Annotated in this window: 24 protein-coding genes; 14 read left to right on the top strand and 10 right to left on the bottom strand. The window is 70.8% G+C overall.

The features are described from left to right. Positions 1–15 precede the first annotated feature (15 nt). Together ACTMTU_RS28915 and ACTMTU_RS28910 are read left to right on the top strand one after the other, a co-directional pair. The gene (locus tag ACTMTU_RS28915; protein WP_441266455.1) at positions 16–1,632 is read left to right on the top strand and encodes an ABC transporter permease; all 1,617 of its coding nucleotides are present in this window, start codon (positions 16–18) and stop codon (positions 1,630–1,632) included. Next, on the top strand, positions 1,632–2,669 hold the full coding sequence (locus tag ACTMTU_RS28910; protein ID WP_441266398.1) for an ABC transporter ATP-binding protein: 1,038 nt from the start codon (positions 1,632–1,634) through the stop codon (positions 2,667–2,669). Before ACTMTU_RS28915 ends, ACTMTU_RS28910 begins: the two co-directional genes overlap by 1 nt. Here ACTMTU_RS28910 and ACTMTU_RS28905 read toward each other — a convergent pair. The 5 genes from ACTMTU_RS28905 to ACTMTU_RS28885 form a co-directional block, all read right to left on the bottom strand. Continuing rightward, positions 2,663–3,775, bottom strand: coding sequence for an LOG family protein (locus ACTMTU_RS28905; RefSeq protein ID WP_441266397.1), 1,113 nt, complete (start codon positions 3,773–3,775; stop codon positions 2,663–2,665). The genes ACTMTU_RS28910 and ACTMTU_RS28905 overlap by 7 nt on opposite strands. Positions 3,776–3,950: 175 nt before the next feature. Then, positions 3,951–5,060: a hypothetical protein gene (locus tag ACTMTU_RS28900; RefSeq protein ID WP_441266396.1), complete on the bottom strand. Its 1,110-nt coding sequence runs from the start codon at positions 5,058–5,060 to the stop codon at positions 3,951–3,953. Then, a complete protein-coding gene (locus tag ACTMTU_RS28895; RefSeq protein WP_441266395.1) occupies positions 5,042–5,770 on the bottom strand; it encodes an ABC transporter ATP-binding protein in 729 nt (242 codons plus the stop codon). The genes ACTMTU_RS28900 and ACTMTU_RS28895 overlap by 19 nt, the downstream gene beginning before the upstream one ends. 183 nt (positions 5,771–5,953) lie before the next feature. After that, positions 5,954–7,333 (bottom strand): aspartate aminotransferase family protein, encoded by a 1,380-nt coding sequence (locus ACTMTU_RS28890; RefSeq protein WP_441266394.1) that lies wholly within the window; start codon positions 7,331–7,333, stop codon positions 5,954–5,956. Beyond that, the gene (locus tag ACTMTU_RS28885) at positions 7,318–7,833 is read right to left on the bottom strand and encodes an Lrp/AsnC family transcriptional regulator (protein ID WP_307708535.1); all 516 of its coding nucleotides are present in this window, start codon (positions 7,831–7,833) and stop codon (positions 7,318–7,320) included. Before ACTMTU_RS28885 ends, ACTMTU_RS28890 begins: the two co-directional genes overlap by 16 nt. Positions 7,834–7,996: 163 nt before the next feature. On the opposite strand from ACTMTU_RS28885, the gene ACTMTU_RS28880 reads away from it, so the two are divergent. The 3 genes from ACTMTU_RS28880 (at position 7,997) to ACTMTU_RS28870 (ending at position 10,744) form a co-directional block, all read left to right on the top strand. Then, positions 7,997–9,436 (top strand): gamma-aminobutyraldehyde dehydrogenase, encoded by a 1,440-nt coding sequence (locus ACTMTU_RS28880; RefSeq protein WP_364597711.1) that lies wholly within the window; start codon positions 7,997–7,999, stop codon positions 9,434–9,436. Positions 9,437–9,640: 204 nt separating this feature from the next. After that, a complete protein-coding gene (locus tag ACTMTU_RS28875) occupies positions 9,641–10,174 on the top strand; it encodes an HXXEE domain-containing protein (RefSeq protein ID WP_441266393.1) in 534 nt (177 codons plus the stop codon). A gap of 30 nt (positions 10,175–10,204) precedes the next feature. Further along, on the top strand, positions 10,205–10,744 hold the full coding sequence (locus tag ACTMTU_RS28870; protein WP_441266392.1) for a hypothetical protein: 540 nt from the start codon (positions 10,205–10,207) through the stop codon (positions 10,742–10,744). Positions 10,745–11,039: 295 nt separating this feature from the next. On the opposite strand, the gene ACTMTU_RS28865 is transcribed toward ACTMTU_RS28870, so the two are convergent. Both ACTMTU_RS28865 and ACTMTU_RS28860 read right to left on the bottom strand, forming a co-directional pair. Continuing rightward, positions 11,040–11,747 (bottom strand): glycerophosphodiester phosphodiesterase, encoded by a 708-nt coding sequence (locus ACTMTU_RS28865; protein WP_441266391.1) that lies wholly within the window; start codon positions 11,745–11,747, stop codon positions 11,040–11,042. 1 nt (position 11,748) lies between these two features. Further along, positions 11,749–12,774, bottom strand: coding sequence for an adenosine deaminase (locus ACTMTU_RS28860; RefSeq protein ID WP_441266390.1), 1,026 nt, complete (start codon positions 12,772–12,774; stop codon positions 11,749–11,751). A 150-nt stretch (positions 12,775–12,924) separates the two neighbouring features. Here ACTMTU_RS28860 and ACTMTU_RS28855 point away from each other — a divergent pair, with 150 nt between their 5' ends. Then, positions 12,925–13,623, top strand: a complete 699-nt coding sequence (locus ACTMTU_RS28855) for a DUF4190 domain-containing protein (protein ID WP_441266389.1) — start codon at positions 12,925–12,927, stop codon at positions 13,621–13,623. On the opposite strand, the gene ACTMTU_RS28850 is transcribed toward ACTMTU_RS28855, so the two are convergent. Beyond that, a complete protein-coding gene (locus ACTMTU_RS28850) occupies positions 13,620–14,222 on the bottom strand; it encodes an NADAR family protein (protein WP_441266388.1) in 603 nt (200 codons plus the stop codon). The genes ACTMTU_RS28855 and ACTMTU_RS28850 overlap by 4 nt on opposite strands. Positions 14,223–14,397: 175 nt before the next feature. Here ACTMTU_RS28850 and ACTMTU_RS28845 point away from each other — a divergent pair, with 175 nt between their 5' ends. From ACTMTU_RS28845 to ACTMTU_RS28810, 8 genes are all read left to right on the top strand, one after another. Beyond that, positions 14,398–15,912 (top strand): gamma-aminobutyraldehyde dehydrogenase, encoded by a 1,515-nt coding sequence (locus ACTMTU_RS28845; protein ID WP_441266387.1) that lies wholly within the window; start codon positions 14,398–14,400, stop codon positions 15,910–15,912. Positions 15,913–15,964: 52 nt separating this feature from the next. After that, positions 15,965–17,212 carry a polyamine ABC transporter substrate-binding protein gene (locus tag ACTMTU_RS28840; RefSeq protein WP_441266386.1) on the top strand — a complete coding sequence of 416 codons (1,248 nt, stop codon included), beginning with the start codon at positions 15,965–15,967 and terminating at the stop codon, positions 17,210–17,212. Between the two features lie 37 nt (positions 17,213–17,249). Further along, entirely contained in the window at positions 17,250–18,401 is a 1,152-nt protein-coding gene (locus ACTMTU_RS28835) for an ABC transporter ATP-binding protein (RefSeq protein ID WP_441266385.1), read from the top strand. Next, positions 18,398–19,327, top strand: coding sequence for an ABC transporter permease (locus ACTMTU_RS28830; RefSeq protein ID WP_441266384.1), 930 nt, complete (start codon positions 18,398–18,400; stop codon positions 19,325–19,327). The genes ACTMTU_RS28835 and ACTMTU_RS28830 overlap by 4 nt, the downstream gene beginning before the upstream one ends. Beyond that, positions 19,327–20,124: an ABC transporter permease gene (locus ACTMTU_RS28825; protein WP_441266383.1), complete on the top strand. Its 798-nt coding sequence runs from the start codon at positions 19,327–19,329 to the stop codon at positions 20,122–20,124. Before ACTMTU_RS28830 ends, ACTMTU_RS28825 begins: the two co-directional genes overlap by 1 nt. A 56-nt stretch (positions 20,125–20,180) precedes the next feature. Then, positions 20,181–21,593, top strand: coding sequence for an NAD(P)/FAD-dependent oxidoreductase (locus ACTMTU_RS28820; RefSeq protein ID WP_441266382.1), 1,413 nt, complete (start codon positions 20,181–20,183; stop codon positions 21,591–21,593). 151 nt (positions 21,594–21,744) lie between these two features. Then, entirely contained in the window at positions 21,745–22,203 is a 459-nt protein-coding gene (locus ACTMTU_RS28815) for a hypothetical protein (protein ID WP_441266381.1), read from the top strand. A gap of 104 nt (positions 22,204–22,307) precedes the next feature. Beyond that, complete coding sequence (locus ACTMTU_RS28810; protein ID WP_441266380.1) at positions 22,308–24,116, top strand: chitinase; 1,809 nt, start codon at positions 22,308–22,310, stop codon at positions 24,114–24,116. Here the strand turns inward: ACTMTU_RS28810 and ACTMTU_RS28805 are convergent. Both ACTMTU_RS28805 and gabT read right to left on the bottom strand, forming a co-directional pair. Continuing rightward, a complete protein-coding gene (locus ACTMTU_RS28805; protein ID WP_441266379.1) occupies positions 24,067–24,633 on the bottom strand; it encodes a phosphatase PAP2 family protein in 567 nt (188 codons plus the stop codon). The genes ACTMTU_RS28810 and ACTMTU_RS28805 overlap by 50 nt on opposite strands. A gap of 354 nt (positions 24,634–24,987) precedes the next feature. Continuing rightward, positions 24,988–26,322: a 4-aminobutyrate--2-oxoglutarate transaminase gene (gene gabT / locus ACTMTU_RS28800; RefSeq protein WP_441266378.1), complete on the bottom strand. Its 1,335-nt coding sequence runs from the start codon at positions 26,320–26,322 to the stop codon at positions 24,988–24,990. Between the last annotated feature and the right edge of the window lie 160 nt (positions 26,323–26,482).

Genomic DNA, 26,482 nt, shown 5'->3' with positions numbered 1-26,482 from the left:
GCACGGCTCGGCCTGATGGCCGGTCCGGTCGCGTTCTTCGGGCTCTTCTTCGCCTACCCCGTCGCGGCGATCGTCGGACGCGGCCTCCACGCCGAGGGAGCCTGGCAGTTCGGCCGGTTCGGCGAGGTGCTCGGCCGGTCGGACATCCGCGACGTGCTGTGGTTCACCACCTGGCAGGCGCTGGCGTCCACGGCACTGACCCTGCTGATCGCGCTGCCCGGCGCGTATGTCTTCGCCCGGCTCGACTTTCCCGGGAAGCGGCTGCTGCGCGCGGTGGTCACCGTGCCGTTCGTGCTGCCGACAGTCGTCGTCGGTACGGCGTTCCTGGCCCTGTTGGGGCGCGGCGGACTCCTCGACGAACTGTGGGGGATCCGGCTGGACACCACGGTGTGGGCGATCCTCCTCGCGCATGTCTTCTTCAACTACGCCGTCGTCGTCCGCACCGTCGGCGGTCTGTGGTCGCAGCTCGACCCCCGCCAGGAGGAGGCCGCCCGGGTGCTGGGCGCGGGACGCCTCGCCGCCTGGCGGCGGGTGACGCTGCCCGCGCTGGTGCCCTCGCTCGCCGCGGCCGCCCTCATGGTCTTCCTCTTCACCTTCACCTCCTTCGGTGTCGTGCAGATCCTCGGCGGCCCCGCCTTCTCCACTCTCGAGGTGGAGATCTACCGGCAGACCGCCGAGTTCCTGGACCTGTCGACGGCGGCCGTGCTGACGCTGGTGCAGTTCCTCGCGGTCGGCGCGGTCCTGGCCGTGCACGCCTGGACGGTGCGGCGGCGGGAGAGCGCGCTGCGGCTCGTCGATCCGGCGCGCACCGCGCGACGTCCGCGCGGCGCTGTTCAGTGGCTGCTGCTCGGCGGCGTCCTGACCACGGTGGTGGTGCTGCTCCTGGTGCCGCTCGCGGTGCTGGTCGAGCGTTCCTTCGACACCCCGGCCGGCTACGGGTTCGGCTACTACCGGGAACTCGGCACCGTGGACCCGTCCGGCGGCGCGTTCCTCGTGCCGCCGATCGAAGCCGTCTGGAACTCCCTCCGCTACGCCCTGGCCGCGACGGCCATCTCGGTAGCCGTCGGCGGTCTTGCCGCGGCCGCCCTCACCCGTCGGGCGGGCAGGCTCGTCCGGGGCTTCGACGCACTGCTCATGCTGCCGCTCGGCGTCTCCGCCGTGACCGTCGGCTTCGGCTTCCTCATCACCCTCGACGAACCGCCGCTGGACCTGCGGGCCTCGTGGATCCTGGTGCCCCTCGCCCAGGCGCTGGTCGGCGTGCCCTTCGTGGTCCGCACCATGCTGCCCGTGCTGCGCGCCGTGGACGAACGCCTGCGGGAGGCGGCCGCGGTCCTTGGCGCGTCCCCGCTGCGGGCCTGGCGCGAGGTCGATCTGCCCCTGGTGCGCAGGGCGCTGGCGGTGGCCGCCGGTTTCGCGTTCGCCGTCTCCCTCGGCGAGTTCGGCGCCACCGTCTTCATCGCCCGTCCTGACAACCCGACGCTGCCGGTGGCGGTCGCACGGCTGCTCGGACGGCCCGGGGAGCTCAACTACGGGCAGGCGATGGCACTGAGCACCATCCTGATGGTGGTGTGCGCGGCGGCGCTGCTGCTGCTCGAACGCATCCGTACCGAGTCCACCACCGAGGAGTTCTGATGGCGCTGCTGGAACTGGCGGGCGTGACCGTACGGTTCGGGCCGCGCACCGCGCTGGACTCGGTGGACCTCAAGGTCGCCGAGCACGAGATCGTGTGCCTGCTCGGGCCGAGCGGCAGTGGCAAGTCGACGCTGCTGCGGGTGGTCGCCGGGCTCCAGGAGGCCGACGCGGGGCGGGTGTTGCTCGGTGGGGCCGACCAGGTGCGCGTACCGGTGCACCGACGCGGGGTGGGGCTCATGTTCCAGGACCACCAGCTGTTCCCGCAGCGGGACGTCGGCGGCAATGTCGCCTTCGGACTGCGGATGCACGGCGCGGACCGTGCGGAACAGGCCCGCAGGGCCGACGAGTTGCTGCGGATGGTGGGGCTGCCGGGTGCGCGGAAGAGGTCCGTCGCGGCCCTGTCCGGCGGCGAGCAGCAGCGAGTCGCCCTCGCCAGGGCGCTGGCGCCGGAGCCGAGACTGCTGATGCTCGACGAGCCGCTCGGCCAGCTGGACCGTGGTCTGCGGGAGCGGCTCGTCGTCGAACTGCGTGACCTGTTCGAGCGGCTGGGCACGACGGTGCTCGCCGTCACCCACGACCAGGGCGAGGCCTTCGCGCTGGCCGACCGGGTCGTCGTCATGCGGGACGGCCGGATCGCGCAGGCGGGGACCCCGCTGGAGGTCTGGCAGCGGCCCGCGTCCGCGTTCGTGGCCCGCTTCCTCGGTTTCGACAACGTCGTGGCGGCGACCGTCGAGGGCACGGCCGCGAACACCGAGTGGGGCAAGTTGCCGGTACCGGACGGGTCACCCCAGGGGGCACGGACGGTGCTCGTACGGCCCGACGGGGTTCGGCTCACCGACCAGTCGGAGGGCCTGCGGTGCACGGTCGAGTCGCGCACCTTCCGCGGGAGCCACGTGGCCGTGCGGCTGCGCCCCGAGGACGGGCCCCCGCTGGAGGCGGAGTGCTCCCTCGGGCAGGCCCCGGCCGTGGGCACCGCGGTGGGTGTCGTGTTCGCCGCCGAGGAGGTGGTGGTGCTCGGACCGGACGCCCCTCAGTGAGCGTCCGTCAGCAGCCGCCGCAGGGCGTCCGGTGCCTCGTCGACCGAGTCGACAAGGGCGATCCGCGCCTCCATCGACCGGCCGCGCGCGAGTGAGCGCAGCAGCGGCCACGCCGGCAGATGATCCGTCCAGTGGTGCCGGTCGACGAGCACCATGGGGGTCGGTCCGCCGCGCGACTCGTAGTAGTTCGGCGTGGCGTTGTCGAAGATCTCCTGGAGTGTTCCGGCGGCGCCCGGCAGGAAGATGACACCCGCGTTCGACCTGGCCAGCAGGCCGTCCTCACGGGTGGCGTTGGCGAAGTACTTGGCGATGTGCCCGGCGAAGGCGTTCGGCGGCTCGTGGCCGTAGAACCAGGTCGGGATGCCGACGGAGTCGCCGCCGCTCGGCCAGCGGTGACGGACCTCGAAGGCGGCCTGCGCCCAGTCGGAGACGGACGGCAGGAACGACGGGGCCTTGGCGAGCAGCAGCAGCGCGTCGTCCAGCATCCCGTCCGGGTGCGGTGCCGCGTACGCGCCCAGGTTGGCGGCCTCCATCGCGCCCGGCCCGCCGCCGGTGGCGACCGTGAATCCGGCACGGGCCAGCTCGCGGCCCAGCAGTGCGGCGCCGGCGTACGCGTCGGTGCCGCGGCCCATCGCATGGCCGCCCATCACGCCCACCACCCGCTCGCCGGCGAGGTGTTCGTCCAGGGCGTCGGAGATCGAGTCGTCGTGGACGGCGCGGAGCATGGAGGCGAAGATGTCCCCGTCGGCCTTCGTCTGCTGGAACCACGTGTAGGCCAGGGCGTCGGGCGTCGACTCGTACCCGCCGTCCTCGAGGCCCTCGAACAGGTCGTCGGGGGAGTAGAGCCGGCCGCTGTACGGGTCGAAGGGCAGATCGGGCACGGGCGGGAAGACGAGGGCGCCGTCCGCGCGGACCTTGGCGGCGGCGTCGGGCTCCATGGGGCAGCCGAGGAACACGGCGGAGGCCGTGTCGGCGCGCAGGAGGTCGGCGGTTCGCCCGGTGAGATCCACGGACTGGACGCGGTGCCCGGCGAGCGAGCCGCGGGCGACGGCGTCGTCGAACTCTTCGAGGGACTCGATCTCGCGGTCGTGCGGGGTGGCCGTCATGCGCCCACGATAGGCGGGCCGGGCCTCGCTCCCCCGACCCGCCCGACCCGCCCGACCCGCCCGACCCGCCCGACCCGCCCGGCCGCCCCCCGGCCCGGACGCGCAGAGAGCGTCGCCGCCGGCTCGACGGCGCAGTACGGCGTGCCTCAGCGCCTCAACGCCCCGCGGTAACGGTTCAGCGGGTCAGCGGGGTGGCCGCCAGGGCGCCGACGGTCAGGGTCAGTGGGACGAAGACCATGAACAGGACCCCGGCACGCAGGGCCGCCGCCTGTCGCAGCACCGTCGCCGGGGCGCCCAGCCGGACCAGGTCCGCGGTCGCCTCCGTGCGGGACTGGCGGGACTCCAGCGCCGCCGTCAGCAGCGCCGCCGTCGTGCACACGACGACCAGGGTCGTGCCCAGTGCCGTCATTGGGCCCCACGGGCGCGGGGCGGAGCCGTACGCGGCGACGGCCGCCATCGCTCCGGAGGCCACCGCGCAGACCACGCCGAGGGGGCGGCCGATGCGCCGTGACTCCGCCATGAGGATGCGGCCGGCCAGCAGCCGGAGCGCGCTCGGCCCGGCCGACTGGAGCAGACGGCCGCACAGGTGGGTGAGGGCAGGTCCGGCGAGCCACAGGCCGGCCGCCGTGAGGGCCCAGCCCGCCAGCACGCCGGGCGGCCGGGTGTCGGCCTCCGTTCCGCTCACGTAGGTCTCGACGGCCAGGCCCACCGCGATCAGCGCGACGCCCCAGGGCAGCCCGGCCGGGGCGCCGGCCGACTCCTCGGCGTCGGGTACCGCGGGGCGCGGCCGGAGGGCGACGGCGGCCGCCGCGGTGGACACGAGCGGCACGAGCGACAGCAGGGTGAGCGCGGCCGGCAGCGGCAGCGGCGTTCCTGCGGAGAGCAGTTCGGCCGCGGCCCCGTCGAACGGCAGCCCCGTCAGGTCGCCCCGCAGGTGCAGGAAGAACAGCAACGCGAGGACGCTGCCGAGCGTGCAGGAGAGGGCGGTGGAGGACGCGGCGAGGACGGCGAGGCGTACAGGCCCGAGTCCGACCGCGGAGAGGCCGGAGCGCGGCCGGGTGCCGGGGTCCGTGCGGGCCACGGCCACGGCGAGGTACACCGTGGCGGCGAGCGGCAGCGCGCACCACAGCAGGCGCCCCACGGAGGACCGGTCGTCGGGATGCGACAGCGCGTGCATCAGTGTGCACAGCAGCAGGAAGCCGACACCCGCCGATGCCGCCGCCACCGTGAGCCGGCGCAGCAGTACCAGTGGATGCGACCCGCGCGTCAGACGGAGAGCGAGCACGCGGCCCGCCCTTCCGCGTCGGCGGTCGCCTGGGATCCCACCCGCCGCCCGTCGGCGAGCGTGATCGTACGGTCGGCGACCGCAGCGACGTCCGCGTCGTGGGTGGCGAGCACCATGGTGATCCGGTGCGAGCGGACGGCGGCCATCAGTGTGCGCAGCACCTGGGCGCGATCCTGGCTGTGCAGCGAGGCGGTCGGCTCGTCCGCGAAGAGCACGGACGGGGTGGTGACCAGGGACCGTGCGACGGCGACGCGCTGCTGCTCCGCCCGCAGCAGCGCGTAGGGGCGCTTGCGCGCGCAGGCGCCGATGTCCAGGCGTTCCATCCACTCCATCGCCGTGGTCCGTGCCGCCCGGCGGGAGACGCCGGAGAGCAGCAGCGGCAGGGCGGTGTTCTCCCAGGCGTTGAGCTCCGGTACGAGCGTGGGCTCGGGGTCGATCCAGCCGAAGCGGTCGCGCCGCAGTCGCTCACGCACCAGGGCGGGCATGGTGTGCACGGGGGAGCTGTTGAACCACACCTCGCCCTGCTGCGCGACGAGCTGCCCGGACAGGCACCGCAGCAGTGTGGTCTTGCCGCTGCCGCGCGCACCGAGCACGGCGAGGATCTCGCCCTCCCGCACGCCCAGCGACACGCCCACGAGGGCCGGGGAGCCGCGGTGGGCGTGGTGCAGGGAGCGAGCCCAGATCACATCGTTGTCGGGCGGGGCCACCATGACGTACACCTCGGTTCTGATCAGATTTCCGGCCCCCCGTACGGGGGAACGAAGGCAGGGCCGATCGGTCACTGGGCACGCTAAGGAGTCACTGCCGGGCTACCGGGAAGCACGCGGCCCGGGCACCGTCCATCTCACTCGGATGGAGGTACCCGGGCCGCGTGCGGGGAGGGCGGGGTGGGGTCAGAGCTTGGTCCACGCCTCGGCGAGGACGCCGCGCAGGATCTGCTCGATCTCGTCGAACGTCGACTGGTCGGAGATCAGCGGCGGGGCCAGCTGGACGACCGGGTCGCCCCGGTCGTCGGCCCGGCAGTACAGGCCGTTGTCGTACAGCGCCTTGGAGAGGAAGCCGTACAGGACGCGCTCGGTCTCCTCGTCGTTGAAGGACTCCTTGGTGACCTTGTCCTTCACCAGCTCGATGCCGTAGAAGAATCCGTTGCCGCGGACGTCGCCGACGATCGGGAGGTCGTGCAGCTTCTGCAGCGTGGAGAAGAAGTTGCCCTCGTTGTCGAGGACGTGCTGGTTGAGGCCCTCGCGCTCGAAGATGTCGAGGTTGGCGAGACCCACGGCCGCGGACACCGGGTGACCGCCGAAGGTGTAGCCGTGCAGGAAGGTGTTGTCACCCTTGTAGAACGGCTCCGCGATGCGGTCGGAGACGATGCAGGCGCCGATCGGGGAGTAGCCCGAGGTCATGCCCTTGGCGCAGGTGATCATGTCCGGCACGTAGTCGAACTTGTCGCAGGCGAACATCGTGCCGAGCCGGCCGAAGGCGCAGATGACCTCGTCGGAGACGAGCAGCACGTCGTACTGGTCGCAGATCTCGCGGACCCGCTGGAAGTACCCGGGCGGCGGCGGGAAGCAGCCGCCCGCGTTCTGCACCGGCTCGAGGAAGACCGCGGCGACGGTCTCGGGGCCCTCGAAGAGGATCTGCTGCTCGATCTGGTCGGCGGCCCAGCGGCCGAAGGCCTCGGGGTCGTCGCCGTGGATCGGGGCTCGGTAGATGTTGGTGTTCGGCACCTTGTGCGCGCCGGGGACCAGCGGCTCGAAGGGGGCCTTGAGCGCGGGCAGGCCGGTGATGGACAGGGCGCCCTGCGGGGTCCCGTGGTAGGCGACCGCGCGGGAGATCACCTTGTACTTGGTGTGCTTGCCCTGCAGCTTGAAGTACTGCTTGGCCAGCTTCCAGGCGGTCTCGACGGCCTCGCCGCCGCCGGTGGTGAAGAAGACCTTGTTGAGGTCGCCCGGCGCGTGGTGGGCGAGACGCTCCGCGAGCTCGACCGCCTTGGGGTGCGCGTAGGACCAGACGGGGAAGAACGCGAGCTCCTGGGCCTGCTTGTAGGCGGTCTCGGCGAGCTCGTGCCGGCCGTGGCCCGCGTTGACCACGAACAGGCCGGAGAGACCGTCGAGGTAGCGCTTGCCCTTGTCGTCGTAGATGTAGGTGCCCTCGCCACGCACGATGGTGGGCACGGGTGCGTGCTCGTACGACGACATGCGGGTGAAGTGCATCCACAAGTGGTCGTAGGCGGTCTTGGAGAGGTCCTTGCTCACGGCTATCGGGTTCCCCACATATAGGTCTGCTTCTTGAGCTTGAGGTAGACGAAGCTCTCGGTGGAGCGCACGCCGGGGAGCGCACGGATCCGCTTGTTGATCACTTCGAGCAGGTGGTCGTCGTCCTCGCAGACGATCTCCACCATGAGGTCGAAGGAGCCCGCGGTCATCACCACGTACTCGCATTCGGCCATGGCCGTCACCGCGTCCGCGACGGGGTCGAGGTCGCCCTCGACCTTGATGCCGACCATCGCCTGGCGCCGCAGGCCCACGGTGAGCGGGTCGGTGACGGCGACGATCTGCATCACGCCCTGGTCGAGCAGCTTCTGGACGCGTTGCCGCACGGCCGCTTCGGAAAGGCCGACGGCCTTGCCGATCGCGGCGTAGGGACGGCGACCGTCCTCCTGGAGCTGTTCGATGATCGCGAGGGAGACCGCGTCGATCGTCGGGGTCGACGAACCACCTGCGGTCCCGTTCCTGGAGTCTGCGCTACGGCTGGCCACAACCTCACTCTGCACCGCTACTCGTCTGTCTGGCAAGCCCTGAGCGATGAAATTCGTTGTTGTGAGGGTGAAACTTAACTGAATCCGAAGTTGGAGGGTGGCGGGCCTGTTGAAACCGTCCGCGAAGAGATTAGGGTGGGTGTCTCACCCATCGGACACGACAGGAGGGGTGGCAACAGTGACCACCGAGCTGCGTCGACTGCGCAACTACATCAACGGGGAGTTCAAGGACGCCGCCGACGGCCGGACGATCGACATCGTCAACCCCGCCACGGGCGAGGTGTACGCCACGTCGCCTCTCTCCGGCCAGGCCGACGTCGACGCCGCCATGGACGCAGCCGCGGCCGCTTTCCCCGCCTGGCGCGACACCACGCCCGCGGAGCGCCAGAAGGTGCTGCTGAAGATCGCCGACGCGTTCGAGGAGCGGGCCGAGGACCTGATCGCGGCCGAGTCGGAGAACACCGGCAAGCCCCTCGGGCTGACCCGCACCGAAGAGATCCCGCCGATGGTGGACCAGATCCGCTTCTTCGCCGGCGCCGCCCGCATGCTCGAGGGCCGCTCCGCCGGTGAGTACATGGAGGGCATGACCTCCATCGTCCGGCGCGAGCCGGTGGGCGTCTGCGCGCAGGTCGCCCCGTGGAACTACCCGATGATGATGGCTGTCTGGAAGTTCGCGCCGGCTCTCGCGGCGGGCAACACCGTCGTGCTGAAGCCGTCCGACACCACGCCGGCCTCGACCGTGCTGATGGCCGAGATCATCGGTGCGATCGCGCCCAAGGGCGTCTTCAACGTGGTGTGCGGCGACCGCGACACCGGCCGTGCGATGGTCGAGCACCCGGTCCCCGCGATGGCGTCCATCACCGGTTCCGTGCGGGCCGGCATCCAGGTCGCGGCCTCCGCGGCGAAGGACGTCAAGCGTGTCCACCTCGAGCTCGGCGGCAAGGCGCCGGTCGTGGTCTTCGAGGACACCGACATCGCCAAGGCCGTCGAGGACATCTCGGTGGCGGGCTTCTTCAACGCCGGCCAGGACTGCACGGCGGCCACCCGTGTGCTCGTGCAGGAGTCGATCCACGACGAGTTCGTGGCAGCGCTCGCCAAGGCGGCCGCGGAGACGAAGACCGGCGCCCCGGACGACGAGGACGTGCTCTACGGTCCGCTGAACAACGCGAACCAGCTGGACCAGGTCACCGGCTTCATCGACCGCCTCCCGGCGCACGCCAAGGTCGAGTCGGGTGGGCAGCGGGTCGGCGACAAGGGCTACTTCTACGCCCCCACCGTCGTCTCCGGCCTCAAGCAGGACGACGAGATCATCCAGAACGAGGTCTTCGGACCGGTCATCACCGTGCAGTCCTTCTCGGACGAGTCGCAGGCCCTCGAGTGGGCGAACGGCGTGGAGTACGCGCTGGCCTCCTCGGTGTGGACCAAGGACCACGCGCGGGCGATGCGGATGTCCAAGGCGCTGGACTTCGGCTGTGTGTGGATCAACACCCACATCCCGCTCGTCGCCGAGATGCCCCACGGCGGCTTCAAGAAGTCCGGCTACGGCAAGGACCTGTCGGCGTACGGCTTCGACGACTACACGCGCATCAAGCACGTGATGACGTCGCTCGACGGCTGAGTCCCTGTCGCGGAACGCTGCGCGCCCGGTGCACCTGTGCACCGGGCGCGCTGTCGTGCGGCGGGTCCCATTGGGTTGCTGACGAATGCGACCGCGTCCACGGCGAACGAACCGTGAGGCCGTCCACCGGCCCCGCACCCCTGGAAGCCCACGGGATCCGTGAAGGCGCGGTACCGCGACGGCTCCTGGAACAGACTGGGGATCATGAGCGACGACCGTCTCGACGCGACTGTGACATACGGCTTGTTGGCCGCCTGGGCCCTGCACGACCTGGAGGAGTTGGCCACGGGGCCGCAGTGGATACGGGAGAACCTTCCCGTGCTCCGCAAGCGGTTCCCGCAGGCCCCCGATCGGGTCTGGCGGGCGATGGAGGCGGTGGACGAGCGGGAGTTCACCGCGGCGGTGGGGGTGATGGCCGCGATCGTGGGGGCGGCAGCCGTCGCGGGACACCGCACGGGCGGCAGGTCGGCCTTCTATCAGGGCGCGGTGGACGGGTTCGGGTTGCACGGTCTGGTGCATCTCGCCCAGGCGGCCGCCTTCCGCGGCTACACCCCGGGCTCGGTGACCTCCCTGATCGTGGTGCCGTTCGCGCTGTGGGCCAGGGGGCGGCTCCGGCGCGCCGGGGTGCTGCGGCCGGCCAGGTCGCGGGATGTGGTGGCGGGGCTGGCGATGGCCGCCGGTGCGACGGCGGTGGCCCACGCGGTCGGCCGGAGGATCAGCGGATCGCGCTGGTTTTGAACACGTTCACTTCTGCCGTAGGGTGCCGGTATGAGCGAGCGAGCAGCCCTCGTGCGGGGGATACGCGTGTGGTTGGCCTTCTTCGTCGTGTGTCTGGTGCTCAGCGGCGCGACGGCGTTTCCTCTGGTGACGGAATTGCGCCTGCTCGAGGATCTGCTGGCCTCCTCCGCCTCCCCGCTCCCGGAGCAACTGCCCGCCCTCATGGAGTGGATCGGGCGGGTACGGGAAGGACTCGACGCGACTGAGGCGAAGTACCCGTTCGTGCTCTACGGCACCGACTGGCTCGCCTTCGCCCACCTCGTGATCGCCGTCGCCTTCTACGGGCCCTACCGCGACCCCGTGCGCAACGTCTGGGTCGTCGAGTTCGGCATGATCGCCTGCGCCGGGATCATTCCGCTCGCCCTGATCTGCGGCCCGATCCGGGGCATCCCCTTCTGGTGGTCGGTCATCGACATGTCCTTCGGCGTCTTCGGCGTGATCCCGCTGTACCTCGTCCGCCGCAGGATCAAGCGGCTCGAGGCGCTGACGGCCCCGGCGAGCGCGGCCGGACCGGTGCCGTCAGCGGCCTGAGGTCACTGGCCGTCCGGCGTGCCGAACGTGGTGAGGACGATGTCCGTGACGACCGGGTTGGCGTCCCACCCCTTCGCGTCCGTGGGGTTCCGGCCCGTCCACTGCCACCTGGGAGAGGCCGCCCGCCGCCAGCACGGCCGGCAATACGGCCACCGGCGCGCGTCCGACTACCGCTTGTGGCCCGTTTAGCCGAACCGCGGCACCGCCGCCGCCCGCTGGGCTCCCCGGTGCGCACACGGGGCGATGTCGTTCCGGACACGGGAGTTGTGGGCCATGTCGGTGCGGATCCGGTCTGTCACCTGCGAGGTCCCTTGGGAGAGCGCGAGTCTTCGAGGACGGCCCTGAGGGCGTCGACCCGGTTCGTGGTGATCGAGTCGATGCCACAGTCGATCAGGCGCCGCATCGTACGGCGGGTGTCCGCCGTCCACGCGGAGACGAGCAGACCGTCCCGGTGCACACGGTCCGTCAACTCCCGTCCCACCAAGCCGAAACGGTAGTTGAGCCAGCGCGGCTTCACGGCCTCGAGCAGCGCGGGCCGCGGCGGAGCCAGCGTCGTCCAGGTCATCGCGATCTCCGCGGCGGCGTCGGCCGCGCGGACCGCGAGCATCGTCGCCGGGCCGGCGCAGTAGTAGACGTGATCCGCCGCACCGCAGTCGCGGACGGTGTCCACCACGCGCCGCACCGACTCCGGTGTCGCGCCGGGCAGATCGATCATCAGCCGGTGCGGCCCGAGTCCGGTCAGCGCCTCGCGCAGGGTGGGCACCCCGCCGTGGGTGAGGCCGTCGACCTCCGCCTTCGTGAGCCCCGCAAGCGGCCGGTCATGGCCCCACAACCGCTTCAGCGTCGCGTCGTGCAGCAGCACCGGGACGCCGTCCCTGGTGAGGCGCACGTCGATCTCGACCGCGTCCGCGCCCCGCTCCAGGGCCGAGCGCAGCGAGGGCAGGGTGTTCTCACGGAACCGGTACGGGTCGCCGCGGTGGGCGACCACCGTCACCGCGCCCATGTCAGCGGGAGAGCCACTCGGCGGTGTACGTGTCGATCTCCGAGACGATCCGGGCCTTGCCCGCCGGATCGAGGAACGACGCCTGCACCGCGTTCTTGGCGAGCCCGGCGACACCGCGTTCGTCCAGGTCCAGCAGCCGGGCGGTGACCGCGTACTCGTGGTTGAGGTCGGTGCCGAACATCGGCGGGTCGTCGCTGTTGACCGTGACCAGGACACCGGCGGAGACCATCTCCTTGACCGGGTGCTGCTCGAGGTCGGTGACCGCCCGGGTGGCGATGTTGGACGTGGGGCACACCTCCAGCGGGATCCGGTGCTCGGCGAGGTGCGCCAGCAGCTTCGGGTCCCGTACCGCGCTGGTGCCGTGGCCGATGCGCTCGGCCCGCAGATCGTTCAGCGCGTCCCAGATCGTCTGCGGCCCGGTCGTCTCGCCGGCGTGCGGCACGGAACGCAGCCCGGCGGCGATCGCGCGGTCGAAGTACGGCTTGAACTGCGGGCGCGGAACGCCGATCTCGGGTCCGCCGAGACCGAAGGAGACAAGGCCCTCCGGCCGCAGGTCGACCGCGAGCCGGGCGGTCTCCTCCGCGGCCTCGAGACCTGCCTCGCCGGGGATGTCGAAGCACCAGCGCAGCACCACCCCGAGCTCCCGCTCCGCCGCGACGCGGGCGTCCTCGATGGCGGCCATGAAGGCCTTCTCGTCGATGCCGCGGCGGGTGGAGCTGAACGGCGTGATGGTCAGCTCCGCGTAGCGGATGTTCTGCCGCGCCATGTCACGGGCGACCTCGAAGGTGAGCAGCCGTACGTCCTCAGGGGTGCGGATCAGGTCCACGACCGAGAGGTAGACCTCGATGAAGTGCGCGAAGTCGGTGAAGGTGAAGTAGTCGGCGAGTGCCTCGGCATCGGCGGGCACCTTCGAGTCCGGGTGGTTCGCGGCCAGTTCCGCGACGATCCGCGGAGAGGCGGAACCGACATGGTGCACATGCAGCTCTGCCTTGGGCAGCCCTGCGATGAAAGGGCGCAGATCGGTCATCGGATTCCTCCAGGTGGGACGGGCCGCTCCCGCGGACCGGCGACAGGCCCCGTTCGCCGGGCGGTGGTTGTGCTCCGGGATCATGGTAGGCGGCCCACGACGCCGGGAACCGAGGCCGTAACATGGCCGGACCACCGATGGGGGAGAACGATGTCCGACAATCAGGCCCAGCCGCCCGGCGGGCCTCAGCCGCACGACCCGTGGGCTCCGCCGGAGAGCAGCAGCGCAGCCGGCAAGGTGCCCCTGGACAAGCCGGCAGCGGCCCCGCCCGGAGTGCACGACCAGCCCACGGTCATCTCGATGCCCGGCTCGGGCCCCGAGGACACCGGGTCCGTCCCGCCGCCGCCCGTCGCACCGGGCGGCCCCGCACCCGCCCAGCCGGCCGCGGGAGCTTACGGCTACCCGGCCGCCCCGAGCCTGCCGCAGCCCCCGGCCGCCGGTTTCGGCGCCCCGGACCCGTACGGCGCGGGGTACCCGGGCTACCCCGGTTACGGCCAGACCGCGGGCTGGCAGCAGCAGCCGGCCAACGGCATGGGCATCACCGCGATGGTGCTCGGCATCCTCTCCGTCTGCCTGTTCTGTCTGTACGGCGTCGTCGCCATCGTCCTCGGCATCCTCGCGCTGATCTTCGGCATCCTGGGCCGCAAGCGCGCCCAGCGGGGCGAGGCCACCAACGGCGGCATGGCGCTGGCGGGCATCATCCTCGGCGTGTGCGGCATCGTCATCGGGGCCGTCGTCATCGCGCTGATCGCCTGGGGCATCACCACGGCGATCAACGAGGAGAACAAGCAGGACGACTACGACTACGACAGCTACTCGAACCACCTGGTCGTCGACGTCACCCGCTAGGTCCTTCCTCCTGGACCGGGCAGGATGCCCCGGTCCGGCCGCTGTCGGCCGATGCCGCTCCGCAACTCCTCGCGTGCCTCCATCAGCGCGAACCCCAGCAGATTGAGCCCGCGCCAGCGCGCGGGGTCCTGCGCCCGCTCGTCGTCCGCGGCCAGCCCGATGCCCCAGATGCGGTCCATCGGGCTGGCCTCGACGAGCACCCGGTCCCCCGTGGCCAGCAGGAAGTCGCGCAGCGCCGCGTCCTGCCCGAACTTGTGCACGCTGCCCGAGCGCACGATGTCGAACCGCTCGCGCTCCCATATGGCGTCGTCGAAGCCGCGCACCAGCCGCCCCGCCTTCTTGGCCTCCGCCGGTGACTTCGCGGCCAGCGCCTTCCGCTCCGCCTCCGCGTCGCCGAACAGCCGGGCCTTGGACGCCATCATCCAGTGCTCCGCCGTCGCGTACCGCACGCCGTCGACCTCGAACGGTGACGGCCACCACTGACTCAGGCAACTGCTGCCGATGGTGCCGTCCTTGCGCGGCGTGTGCCCCCAGAAGTGCAGGTACTTCACCCGTCGCCCGGCCGCCGTGCTCTCGATCAGCTCATTGATCGTCCCCATGCACAGGAGTCTGGCAGCCGCCACGGACATCCCGTCCCGCGCGGGCACCGGTGACGCGACACATGGTCGACCGATTCCGTCGCGTAATCAAATGGCAACAACGGAATCCCTTGTTGCGTGGGTCACCCTCTGTCAGGATCGGCACTCAATTCGAGCTGGGACTACGGAGAGCGCTATGGGCAACCGCTTCCAGACGCAGGACCGCTTCGCTGCCGGCGCGCAGTTCATCGGCGGAAAGCTGCGACCCGGAACCTCGGGGCGTACGCAGGACATCGTCGATCCGGCCACGGGGCGGACGATCCACACGTACGAACTGGCCGGCCCCGCGGACGTGGACGCGGCCGTCGCCGCCGCCCGCGACGCCCGGCCCGGCTGGGCCGGCGCCACCCCCGGCGAGCGCTCCGAGGCGCTGCACCGCTTCGCGGCCGTCCTCGCCGGCCAGGCCGAGGACCTGGCGGGTGCCGAGTCGCTCCAGTGCGGCAAGCCCATCAGACTGAGTACGGGGTTCGACGTCCCCGGCACCATCGACAACACCGCGTTCTTCGCCGGCGCCGCCCGTCACCTCGAGGGGCAGTCCGCGGGCGAGTACAGCGGCGACCACACCTCGTACGTACGGCGTGAACCGATCGGCACGGTCGGCTCCATCGCCCCCTGGAACTATCCGCTGCAGATGGCCGCCTGGAAGGTTCTGCCGGCCATCGCCGCGGGCAACACCATCGTGCTGAAGCCCGCCGAGATCACCCCGCTCACCTCGCTGATGTTCGCCCAGGCGGCCACCGAGGCAGGCGTCCCCGACGGCGTCGTCAACATCGTCAGCGGCGCGGGCAGGGACGCCGGCGAGCACCTCGTCGGCCATCCGGACATCGACATGACCTCCTTCACCGGCTCGACGGCAGTCGGCAAACGCGTCGCCCGAATCGCCACCGACACCGTCAAGCGCCTCCACCTCGAACTCGGCGGGAAGGCCCCGTTCGTGGTCTTCGACGACGCCGACCTCGAGGCCGCCGCGCACGGGGCGGTCGCCGGATCGCTCATCAACACGGGCCAGGACTGCACCGCGGCCACCCGCGCCTATGTCCAGCGGCCCCTGTACGACGCCTTCGTCGCCGCGGTCGCCGATCTGATGGCGACGGTCCGGCTCGGTGACCCGTTCGACCCGGCGACGGACCTCGGTCCGCTCGTCTCCCATCTGCACCGCGACCGCGTCGCCGCCGTCGTCGACCGGGCCCGCGGTTACGCAACCGTGGTGACCGGCGGCGAAGCGCCGCAAGGGGAGCTGCGCGACGGCGCCTACTATCTTCCCACTCTGATCACCGGTGCCGCCCAGGACAGCGAGATCGTCCGACACGAGATCTTCGGACCCGTCCTGGTCGTGCTGCCCTTCGACACCGACGACGAGGGCCTCGCTCTCGCGAACGACACGCCCTACGGGCTGGCGGCCTCCGCCTGGACCCGGGACGTGTACCGCGCCGGCCGTGCCACCCGGGAGATCAGGGTCGGCTGTGTGTGGGTCAACGACCACATTCCGATCATCAGCGAGATGCCGCACGGCGGATACGGCGCCAGCGGCTTCGGGAAGGACATGTCGGTGTACTCCTTCGAGGAGTACACGCAGGTCAAGCACGTGATGTACGACAACACCGCCGTGGTCCGCAAGGACTGGCACCGCACGATCTTCACAGGCCGATAGCCGCCGGGCCGCGCTCGTCGCGGCCACATCCACCCCGAAAGGGCAGAGCGTCATGGAGCAGTACGAGACCGAGCGCCTCTCCGCGGCCCAGCTGGCGGCCATGCGGCGCAGCCTGACGAACGGGCGAGGGGCGCTGTCCCGCCGTTCGCTGCTGCGGGTGTCGGGCGCGGGCGCGCTCGCCGTCGGCGGCGCGGGCATCCTGAGCGGCTGCGGCATCCCGCCCGCCAAGCGGGAGAGCGGAGCCGCCGACTCCGACGACCACTCGGACAAGGAGAAACAGCTCACCTTCTCCAACTGGACCGAGTACATGGACACCAGCGAGGACGGGAAGAGCCGCCCGACCCTCGAGGCGTTCACGAAGCGGACCGGGATCAAGGTCAAGTACACCGAGGACATCAACGACAACGTCGAGTTCTTCGGCAAGATCCAGCCGCAGCTCGCGGCCGGCCAGGACACCGGCCGCGACCTGATCAACGTCACCGACTGGCTGGCGGCCAGGATCATCCGGCTCGGCTGGGCCCAGAAGCTCGACCCGTCGCTGCTGCCGCACGCCTACGCCAACCTCTCCTCCCAGTTCCGCACCGTGGACTGGGACCCCGGCCGGGCGTACTCGTACCCGTGGACCGGCATCCCGTGCGTCATCGCCTACAACTCGAAGGCGACCCGCGGCCGGAAGGTCGACTCCGTCACCCAGCTGCTCGACGACCCTGCGCTCAAGGGCCGCGTCGGCTTCCTCACCGAGATGCGCGACAGCGTCGGGATGACCCTGCTCGACATGGGCAAGGACCCCGGCAAGTTCACCGACGCCGACTACGACGCCGCCGTCGGGCGCCTTCAGAAGGGCGTCGACAAGAAGCAGATCCGCCGCTTCACCGGCAACGACTACACGTCCGACCTGGCCAAGGGCGACATCGCCGCCTGTCTCGCCTGGGCGGGTGACGTGATCCAGCTCCAGGCCGACAACCCCGACATCAAGTACGCGATCCCGGCCGCCGGTTATGTCACGGCGACCGACAACCTGCTCGTCCCGGCCGAGGCACGGCACCGCAAGAACGCCACCCGGCTCATCGACTACTACTACGAGCTGCCCGTCGCCGCGCAGCTCGCCGCGTACATCAACTACGTGTGCCCGGTCGCCGGCGTCGGCGCCGAACTCGCGAAGATCGACCCGGAGCTGGCGAAGAACCCGCTGATCATCCCGGACGAGGCCATGGCCGCCAAGTCCCATTCGTTCCGCTCGCTCTCCTCCAAGGAAGAGACGGCGTACGAAGAGAAGTTCGCCAAGCTCATCGGCGCCTGACCCGCCCCCCTTCCCCCGACACCTGGGATCGCGACCCATGACTGACAAGCAAGCGGGCGGCGATGTCCGCCTCTCCGGGATCAGCAAGACCTACGGCTCCTTCACGGCCGTCCACCCGCTGGACCTGACCGTCCCCCAGGGCTCGTTCTTCGCCCTGCTCGGCGCCTCCGGCTGCGGAAAGACCACCACGCTGCGGATGATCGCCGGACTCGAGGACCCGACGACGGGCACCGTCCGTCTCGGCGACAAGGACGTCACCGCCCTGCCGCCGCACAAGCGCCCCGTGAACACGGTCTTCCAGAGCTACGCGCTCTTCCCGCACCTGAGCGTCTACGAGAACGTCGCCTTCGGCCTGCGCCGCCGCGGCGTCAAGTCCGTGAAGAAGCAGGTCGACGACATGCTGGAGCTCGTCCAGCTCGGCGACTTCGCCCAGCGCAAGCCGCACCAGCTCTCCGGTGGCCAGCAGCAGCGGGTCGCCGTCGCCCGCGCGCTCATCAACCACCCGCAGGTCCTGCTGCTCGACGAGCCGCTCGGCGCCCTCGACCTCAAGCTGCGGCGCCAGATGCAGCTCGAGCTCAAGCGCATCCAGACGGAGGTCGGCATCACCTTCGTCCATGTCACCCACGACCAGGAGGAGGCCATGACCATGGCCGACACGGTCGCGGTGATGAACGGGGGCAGGGTCGAGCAGCTCGGAGCGCCGGCGGAGTTGTACGAGAACCCGCGGACCACCTTCGTCGCCAACTTCCTCGGCACCTCCAACCTCATCGAGGCCGAGGTGGTCCAGAGCTCGGGCGGCGAGGTCGTCGTCACCGCGGGCGGCGGCAAGCTCCGGCTGCCCGCCGGGCGCTGTCCGGACGCCACCGCCGCCGGCGGCCGGCTCCTCGTCGGGGTCCGGCCGGAGAAGATCTCCCTCACTCCCGTCGCCGACGCGGACGCCGTGCCGGCCGGCCGCAACTCCGTCACGGGCCGGATCCTCGACTCCTCCTTCATCGGCGTCTCCACGCAGTACGTCGTCGAGAGCCCGGCGGGCAAGAGCCTCGAGGTCTACGCACAGAACGTCGAACACCGGGCCGGCCTCGGGCCGGGCGCCGAGGTCGTCCTGCACTGGAACCCGGAGCACACCTTCGGCCTCGACGCCGCCCAGGCCATCGACGCGGGTGTGGAGACGGTGGGGGAGCGCCCATGACCGTCACCCAGGCACCGCCGCTGTCGCCCGCCCCCGGCGGACCGCCCGCCCACAAGACGCCGGTGCGCCGCAGGCTGGTCCCCTACTGGCTGCTGCTCCCGGGCATCCTGTGGCTGGTCGTCTTCTTCGTGCTGCCCCTCGTCTACCAGGCGTCGACCTCCGTGCAGACGGGGTCCCTGGAGGAGGGCTTCGAGGTCACCTGGCACTTCGCGACCTACTGGGACGCGCTGAGCGAGTACTACCCGCAGTTCCTGCGATCGCTGCTGTACGCGGGCACCGCCACCGCCCTGTGCCTGCTGCTCGGCTATCCGCTCGCGTATCTCATCGCGTTCAAGGCCGGCCGCTGGCGCAATCTGCTGCTGGTACTGGTGATCGCACCGTTCTTCACCAGCTTCCTGATCCGCACGCTCGCCTGGAAGACGATCCTCGCGGACGGCGGACCGGTGGTGGAGGCGCTGGGCGCCGTCGGGTTCCTGGACGTCACCAGCTGGCTCGGGCTCACCGAAGGCAGCCGCGTGCTCGCCACACCGCTGGCGGTCGTCACCGGTCTGACGTACAACTTCCTGCCGTTCATGATCCTTCCGCTCTACACCTCGCTGGAGCGGATCGACCCGCGGCTCCACGAGGCGGCCGGGGACCTGTACGCCAGGCCCGCCACGACCTTCCGCAAGGTGACCCTCCCGCTGTCCATGCCGGGCGTGGTCTCCGGGACGCTGCTGACGTTCATTCCGGCGAGCGGTGACTACGTCAACGCCCAGCTGCTGGGCTCGACCGACACCCGCATGATCGGAAACGTCATCCAGTCGCAGTTCCTGCGGGTGCTCGACTACCCGACGGCGGCCGCGCTGTCGTTCATCCTGATGGCGATCGTGCTGATCACGGTCACCGTCTACATCCGCCGGGCCGGAACGGAGGACCTGGTCTGATGAGCTGGGCAAGGCGCAACATCGTCGTCATCGCGGGACTGCTCACGCTCGCGTACCTGATCCTGCCGAACATCGTCGTGATGGTGTTCTCGTTCAACAAGCCGGCCGGGCGCTTCAACTACGCCTGGCGGGAGTTCTCCACCGACGCGTGGCGCGACCCGTGCGGCGTCGCCGACCTGTGCGGCTCGCTCGCGCTCTCCCTGCAGATCGCGCTGTGGGCGACGGTCGGCGCGACCGTCCTCGGCGCCATGATCGCCTTCGCGCTCGTCCGCTACCGGTTCCGGGCCCGCGGCACGATCAACTCGCTGATCTTCCTGCCGATGGCGATGCCCGAAGTGGTCATGGCCGCCTCGCTGCTGACGCTCTTCCTCAACCTCGGGGCCGAGCTGGGCTTCTGGACCATCCTCATCGCGCACACCATGTTCTGTCTGAGCTTCGTCGTGGTGGCGGTGAAGGCACGGGTCATGTCGATGGACCCCAGGCTGGAGGAAGCGGCGAGAGACCTCTACGCCGGGCCCGTTCAGACGTTCCTGCGGGTCACGCTCCCGATTGCCGCACCCGGCATCGCCGCCGGCGCGATGCTGGCCTTCGCCCTGTCCTTCGACGACTTCATCATCACCAACTTCAACTCCGGCAACACCGTCACCTTCCCCATGTTCGTGTGGGGTTCGGCCCAGCGCGGTACGCCCGTCCAGATCAACGTCATCGGTACGGCCATGTTCGTCGTCGCCGTACTGATCGTGGCCGGCGGTCAGATCATCAGCAGCCGCCGGAAGAAGCGCGCCCTGACCCGGTAGACCGGACCAGCCCCCACCGGCACCGGATCCGGTAGCACCCAGAAGGAGTGGGAACCATGGCCCCAGCCGCCATGACCTCTGCACGATCACTCTCCGACGCGCGGCCCGCGCCGTTCTGGCTGGAAGACCCCGGCAAGCCCGAGCCGCTGCCCGCCCTCGCCGGCGACGAGAGGTGCGACCTCCTTGTCGTCGGGGGCGGATACAGCGGACTGTGGACGGCGCTGCTCGCCAAGGAGCGGGACCCGGCACGGGACGTCGTCCTGATCGAGGGCCGGGAGGCGGGCTGGGCCGCCTCCGGCCGCAACGGCGGCTTCTGCGCCGCCTCGCTCACCCACGGCCTCGGCAACGGACTGGCCCGCTGGCCGGACGAGCTGACCAAGCTGGAGGAGCTCGGCGGGCGCAACCTCGACGCCATCGAGGAGGCCGTCGGCCGGTACCGCATCGACTGCGACTTCGAACGCACCGGTGAGATCGACGTCGCCACCGAGCCCCACCAGCTCGCCGAGCTCCACGAGATGCACCAGGAGGCCACCCGGCTCGGATTCACCGGCCTCGAACTCCTCGACGCGGACGCGATGCGCGCGGAGGTCGACTCGCCGACCTTCCTCGGCGGGCTGTGGGACCGCCGCGGGGTGGCGATGCTGCACCCTGCGAAGCTGGCCTGGGGCCTTCGCCGGGCGTGTCTGGAGCTCGGGGTGCGCATCTACGAGAACACCCCCGGCCTGCGGCTCACGCCCTCCGGCCCGGGCATCGTCGTCCGCACCCCCTACGGCCGCGTCCTCGCGCACCGGGTGGCGCTCGGCACGAACGTCTTCCCCTCGCTGATCAGGCGGGTACGCGCCTACACCGTCCCGGTGTACGACTACGCGCTGATGACCGAGCCGCTCAGCGCCGCCCAGCTCGCCTCCGTCGGCTGGAAGCGGCGGCAGGGGCTCGGCGACAGCGCCAACCAGTTCCACTACTTCCGCATCACCGCCGACAACCGCATCCTGTGGGGAGGCTACGACGCCGTCTATCCCTTCGGCGGCAAGGTGCGCGCCGAGATGGACCACCGGCCGGAGACCTATCTGAAGCTGGCGTCGCACTTCTTCCGCTGCTTCCCGCAGCTCGAAGGGCTCCGCTTCAGCCATGCCTGGGGCGGCGCCATCGACACCTGCACCCGCTTCTCCGCCTTCTTCGGCACCGCGCACGGCGGCAAGGTCGCCTACGCGGCCGGCTTCACGGGCCTGGGCGTCGGCGCGACCCGGTTCGGCGCCGACGTGATGCTCGACCTGCTGTCGGGAGAGCGGACCGAGCGGACCGAGCTGAAGATGGTGCGCAGCAAGCCACTCCCGTTCCCGCCGGAACCGGTGGCGTGGGCCGGTATCGGCCTGACCAAGTGGGCCATGGCGAGGGCCGACGCCAACGGCGGCCGGCGAAATCTGTGGCTGCGGACGATGGACCGTTTCGGCCTCGGCTTCGACAGCTGACCCGCCGCCCCGGCCGCCGCTGCCCGCCGGCGTCCCGGACGCGCGGTGCGGCTCACCGACGGCTGATCCCCCAAGTCGCGTAATGGATGGGCCCCGCCCCGCTCTCTGTGTGTGCAAGCACCCTCGTGCACACGGAAACGGAGACCGGACCATGACCGGAACGAGCGCCAGGATCGCGATGGAGTGGCTGGCGGCGGTGGCGCCGGACCCGGAGGCCTGCCGGTGGGAGTGGGAGCGGAACCAGCACGGGATCGCCCTCCTGCCGGCGGGCCGGCGCTGGGACGTACTGATCCTGCCGGGCGAGCTGGGGTATCCCACGCTGGATGTGCTGACCCGGCTGGTCGACCGGCCGGGTCCGGTCCTCTCCGGCTTCGGTGAGTCCCGCATGGGCTTCTTCGTGCCGCCCGGCACCGCGGGACGGTGGCTGGGCACCGGTATCCGCACGGCGGGGCAGGGCACTTGGATCGTCGTGCCGTATCCGGGCAGGACGGTGGGGCGGGTGCGCTGGCTGATCCCTCCGGACGGCTCCGGGACACTGACGGATCCCTCACTGCTGGAGCTCGCCATGCACGAGGCCGCCGCGGGGCTCGCGCACGGCGGCAGGGACTGAGCGCGGCGTGGCCGACCAGGAAGTGCCAGAGGTCTTGACAACCTGATTGGTCTGGACCATGTTGTGGCCGCCGCACTCGAATCCCCCCATGCCCGGAGGCTTTTGTGGACCGCACAAGACTTACGGCTGCCCTTGCGGCAGCCGTCCTCGCTGTCACAGGACTCGTCGCCACCACCGGGTCAGCGGCGGCGGCCGACACCGAACTCGCCCGCAACGGAGGCTTCGAAGCCGGGCTCACAGGCTGGACCTGCACCGCGGGCAGCGGCGTCGCCGTCTCCTCGCCCACCCATGGCGGCACCTCCGCGCTGAAGGCCACCCCGGCCGGCGGCGACAACGCGAAGTGCGCCCAGACCGTCACCGTGAAACCCGACTCCGCCTACACGCTCAGCGGCTGGGTCCAGGGAAGCTATGTCTATCTCGGCGCGTCGGGCACCGGTACCACCGATGTCTCCACCTGGACGGCGTCCGCGCCCGGTTGGCAGAAGCTGACGACCTCGTTCCGCACCGGGCCGTCGACCACCTCCGTGACGCTCTACACCCACGGCTGGTACGGCACCCCCGCCTATCACGCCGACGACATCTCCCTCTTCGGCCCCGGCGGCGACCCCGCCACCGTCCCGGCCGCGCCCGCCGGCCTGCGTGCCGGCAGCCCCGGCTCCACTTCCGTACCGCTGATATGGAACTCCTCGTCCGGTGCGACCAGTTACCACGTCTACCGGGACGGCGCGCGGGTCGCGACCGTCGGCGGCACGTCCACCACCGTCACCGGGCTGACCACCGCCACGACCTACACCTTCCAGGTATCCGCCGCCAACGACGCGGGCGAGTCGCCCAAGTCCGCCGCCGTCAGCGCCACGACCACCTCCGGCGGCGGCGACACCGGCGGCGACCTGCCCGCCCACGCCCTCGTCGGCTATCTGCACGCCAGCTTCGCCAACGGCTCCGGCTATACCCGCATGGCCGACGTCCCCGACTCGTGGGACGTCATCAACCTCGCCTTCGGCGAACCGACCTCGGTCACTTCCGGCGACATCCGCTTCAGGCTGTGCCCGGTCGCCGAATGCCCGAACGTGGAGTCGGAGGCGGAGTTCAAGGCCGCCGTCAAGGCCAAGCAGGCCGCCGGCAAGAAGGTACTGATCTCCATCGGCGGCGCCAACGGGCAGGTGCAACTCGCGACGACGGGTGCTCGCGACGCCTTCGTCACCTCGGTCTCGAAGATCATCGACGACTACGGCCTCGACGGCCTCGACATCGACTTCGAGGGCCACTCCCTGTCACTGAACACCGGCGACACCGACTTCCGCAGCCCCACCTCGCCCGTGATCGTCAACCTGATCTCGGCGCTCAAGACCCTGAAGGCCAAGTACGGCGCGGACTTCGTGCTCACCATGGCCCCCGAGACGTTCTTCGTCCAGCTCGGGTACCAGTACTACGGCTCCGGCCCGTGGGGCGGCCAGGACCCGCGCGCCGGGGCGTACCTCCCGGTCATCCACGCCCTGCGCGACGACCTCACCCTGCTGCACGTCCAGGACTACAACTCCGGCCCGATCATGGGCCTGGACAACCAGTACCACTCCATGGGCGGCGCGGACTTCCACATCGCCATGACCGACATGCTCCTCACCGGCTTCCAGGTCGCCGGCGACCAGGCGAAGTTCTTCCCCGCCCTGCGGCCCGAGCAGGTGGCGATCGGACTCCCGGCCTCCACCCAGGCGGGCAACGGCCACACCTCGCCCGCCGAGGTGAACAAGGCACTCGACTGCCTGACGAAGAACGTGGCCTCGGCCTGCGGCTCGTACCGAACTCACGGCACCTGGCCGGCCCTGCGCGGCCTGATGACCTGGTCCATCAACTGGGACCGCTTCAACCAGTTCGAGTTCTCGAGGAACTTCGACGCCTACAGATGGAGTTGAGGAACGGCAGCAGCGCCCCGAAGAGGCACAGGCTGCCGAGCACGTCCAGCGGCCAGTGGTAGCCGCGCAGCACCAGACCGATGCCCGTCGCCAGGGTGAGCACCCCGGCGGCGGGCATCGCCCATCTCCGGCGCAGATACGGCGTGACGAGCAGCGCGGCGCCGCAGTAGGCGACCATCGCGGTCGCCGTGTGGCCCGACGGGTACCAGCCGGTGCCCGGCTCCAGCGGGGCGGGACGGGCGATCCACAGCTTCAGCGGGACGACCAGCGCCGGCACCGCCGCCATCGCGCCAACGGCGGCCAGCGTCGGCACCCACTGGCGCCTCTCGCGCAGCAGGGAGTGTACGACCGCCGCCGCGAGCACAGGCAGCGCGACGGCCATGCTGCCGAGATCGGCGAGGAGTTCGGTGACGGTGGCGGGCCCGGCGCCGAACAGGGCACGTCCCAGTCGCACGTCCGCGGTGAACAGCGGCCCCTCGACGGCCACCTGCCAGGTCATCAGCGCGAAGAGCGTCACACAGAGAAGGACGGCGGCCCGGGAACGCCGAGAGGCCGGCCACATCGGAACAGGGGGGGTGGTTCCGAGGTGGCCGGCCGGACCGGTTTGCCGCGCGCCCCGGGGGGTTTGGGGCGGGCGGCAAACCGATCGGTGAGGAGTTCCGGAGCCTGCAGCTCCAGTGGTGTGCGCGAGGGCACGACCAGGTCGGGGCTGGGGAGGCTCCGGCCTGGGATCGCCCGCAGTCTCCTGCGAGCGGGGTGTTTCTCTCATCTGCAGAAACCGTACGTCAGGCGGAAGGGGACCAACAGCCGGATCTCCATCCCGCCATCGGCCCCCCACAGCTTCTTCACAGAGTGGCTTCGTCGCCGCCGGTCAGACGCGGGCGAACGCCTGCTCGAGGATGTCGAGACCCTCGTTCAGCAGGTCCTCGCCGATGACCAGCGGGGGCAGGAAGCGCAGCACGTTGCCGTAGGTGCCGCAGGTGAGGACGAGCAGGCCCTCCGCGTGGCACGCCTTGGCGAGCGCGCCGGCCGCCTCGGCGTTCGGTTCCTTCGTCGCGGGGTCCTTCACCAGCTCGATCGCGATCATCGCGCCGCGCCCGCGGATGTCACCGATGATGTCGTACTTCTCCTGCATCGCGGCCAGGCGGCCCTTCATGACCTCCTCGATCCGCCGCGCCTTGCCGTTGAGGTCGAGCTCCTTCATCGTCTCGATGGAGCCCAGCGCACCGGCGCAGGCCACCGGGTTGCCGCCGTAGGTGCCGCCGAGGCCGCCGGCGTGCGCGGCGTCCATGATCTCGGCGCGGCCGGTGACCGCGGCCAGCGGCAGACCGCCGGCGATGCCCTTGGCCGTGGTGATCAGGTCGGGGACGACGCCCTCGTCCTCACAGGCGAACCACTGGCCGGTCCGGCAGAAGCCGGACTGGATCTCGTCGGCGACGAAGACGATGCCGTTGTCGTTCGCGAACTTCACGATCGCGGGCAGGAAGCCCTTGGCCGGCTCGATGAAGCCGCCCTCGCCGAGCACCGGCTCGATGATGATCGCGGCGACGTTCTCCGCGCCGATCTGCTTGGTGATCTGGTCGATGGCCTGCGCCGCGGCCTCGGGGCCGCAGTTCTCCGGGCCGGTCGGCCAGCGGTAGCCGTACGCCACCGGCACGCGGTACACCTCGGGCGCGAACGGGCCGAAGCCGTGCTTGTACGGCATGTTCTTGGCCGTCAGCGCCATCGTGAGGTTGGTGCGGCCGTGGTAGCCGTGGTCGAAGACGACGACCGCCTGGCGCTTGGTGTGGGCACGCGCGATCTTGACGGCGTTCTCGACCGCCTCGGCACCCGAGTTGAACAGCGCCGACTTCTTGGCGTGGTCGCCCGGGGTCAGATCGGCCAGCGCCTCGCACACCTCCACGTAGCCCTCGTACGGCGTCACCATGAAGCAGGTGTGCGTGAAGTCCTGGAGCTGGGCGCTCGCCCGGCGTACGACGGCCTCCGCGGAGGCGCCGACCGAGGTCACGGCGATGCCGGAGCCGAAGTCGATCAGGCGGTTGCCGTCGACGTCCTCGATGATCGCGCCGCCCGCACGAGCCGTGAACACGGGCAGTACGGACCCCACCCCGCCGGCGACCGTCGCGGTACGGCGGGCCTGCAGCTCGATCGACTTCGGGCCGGGGATGGCGGTGACGACGCGGCGCTCCTGCGGGATTGCGGTCATGAGGGGCTCCTGGGGGTGTATCCGGACGCTTGTTGTCTTTCTCCGCAGGCTAGGGGCGCCGCGCCGGTGCGGGCATGCGCCGATCGGGAGTATTGGGGGTGTGTCGTTGTCCGTCACGGCCATAGGCGCGTGAGCGGGCCCGGTCCCGGAGGCGCCGGAG

It is taken from the genome of Streptomyces sp. OZ13, from assembly GCF_052068155.1.
Classification (GTDB): Bacteria; Actinomycetota; Actinomycetes; order Streptomycetales; family Streptomycetaceae; genus Streptomyces.
Note: the sequence above shows the minus strand (reverse complement) of the source record. Positions and strands in the feature narration are given on the sequence as shown.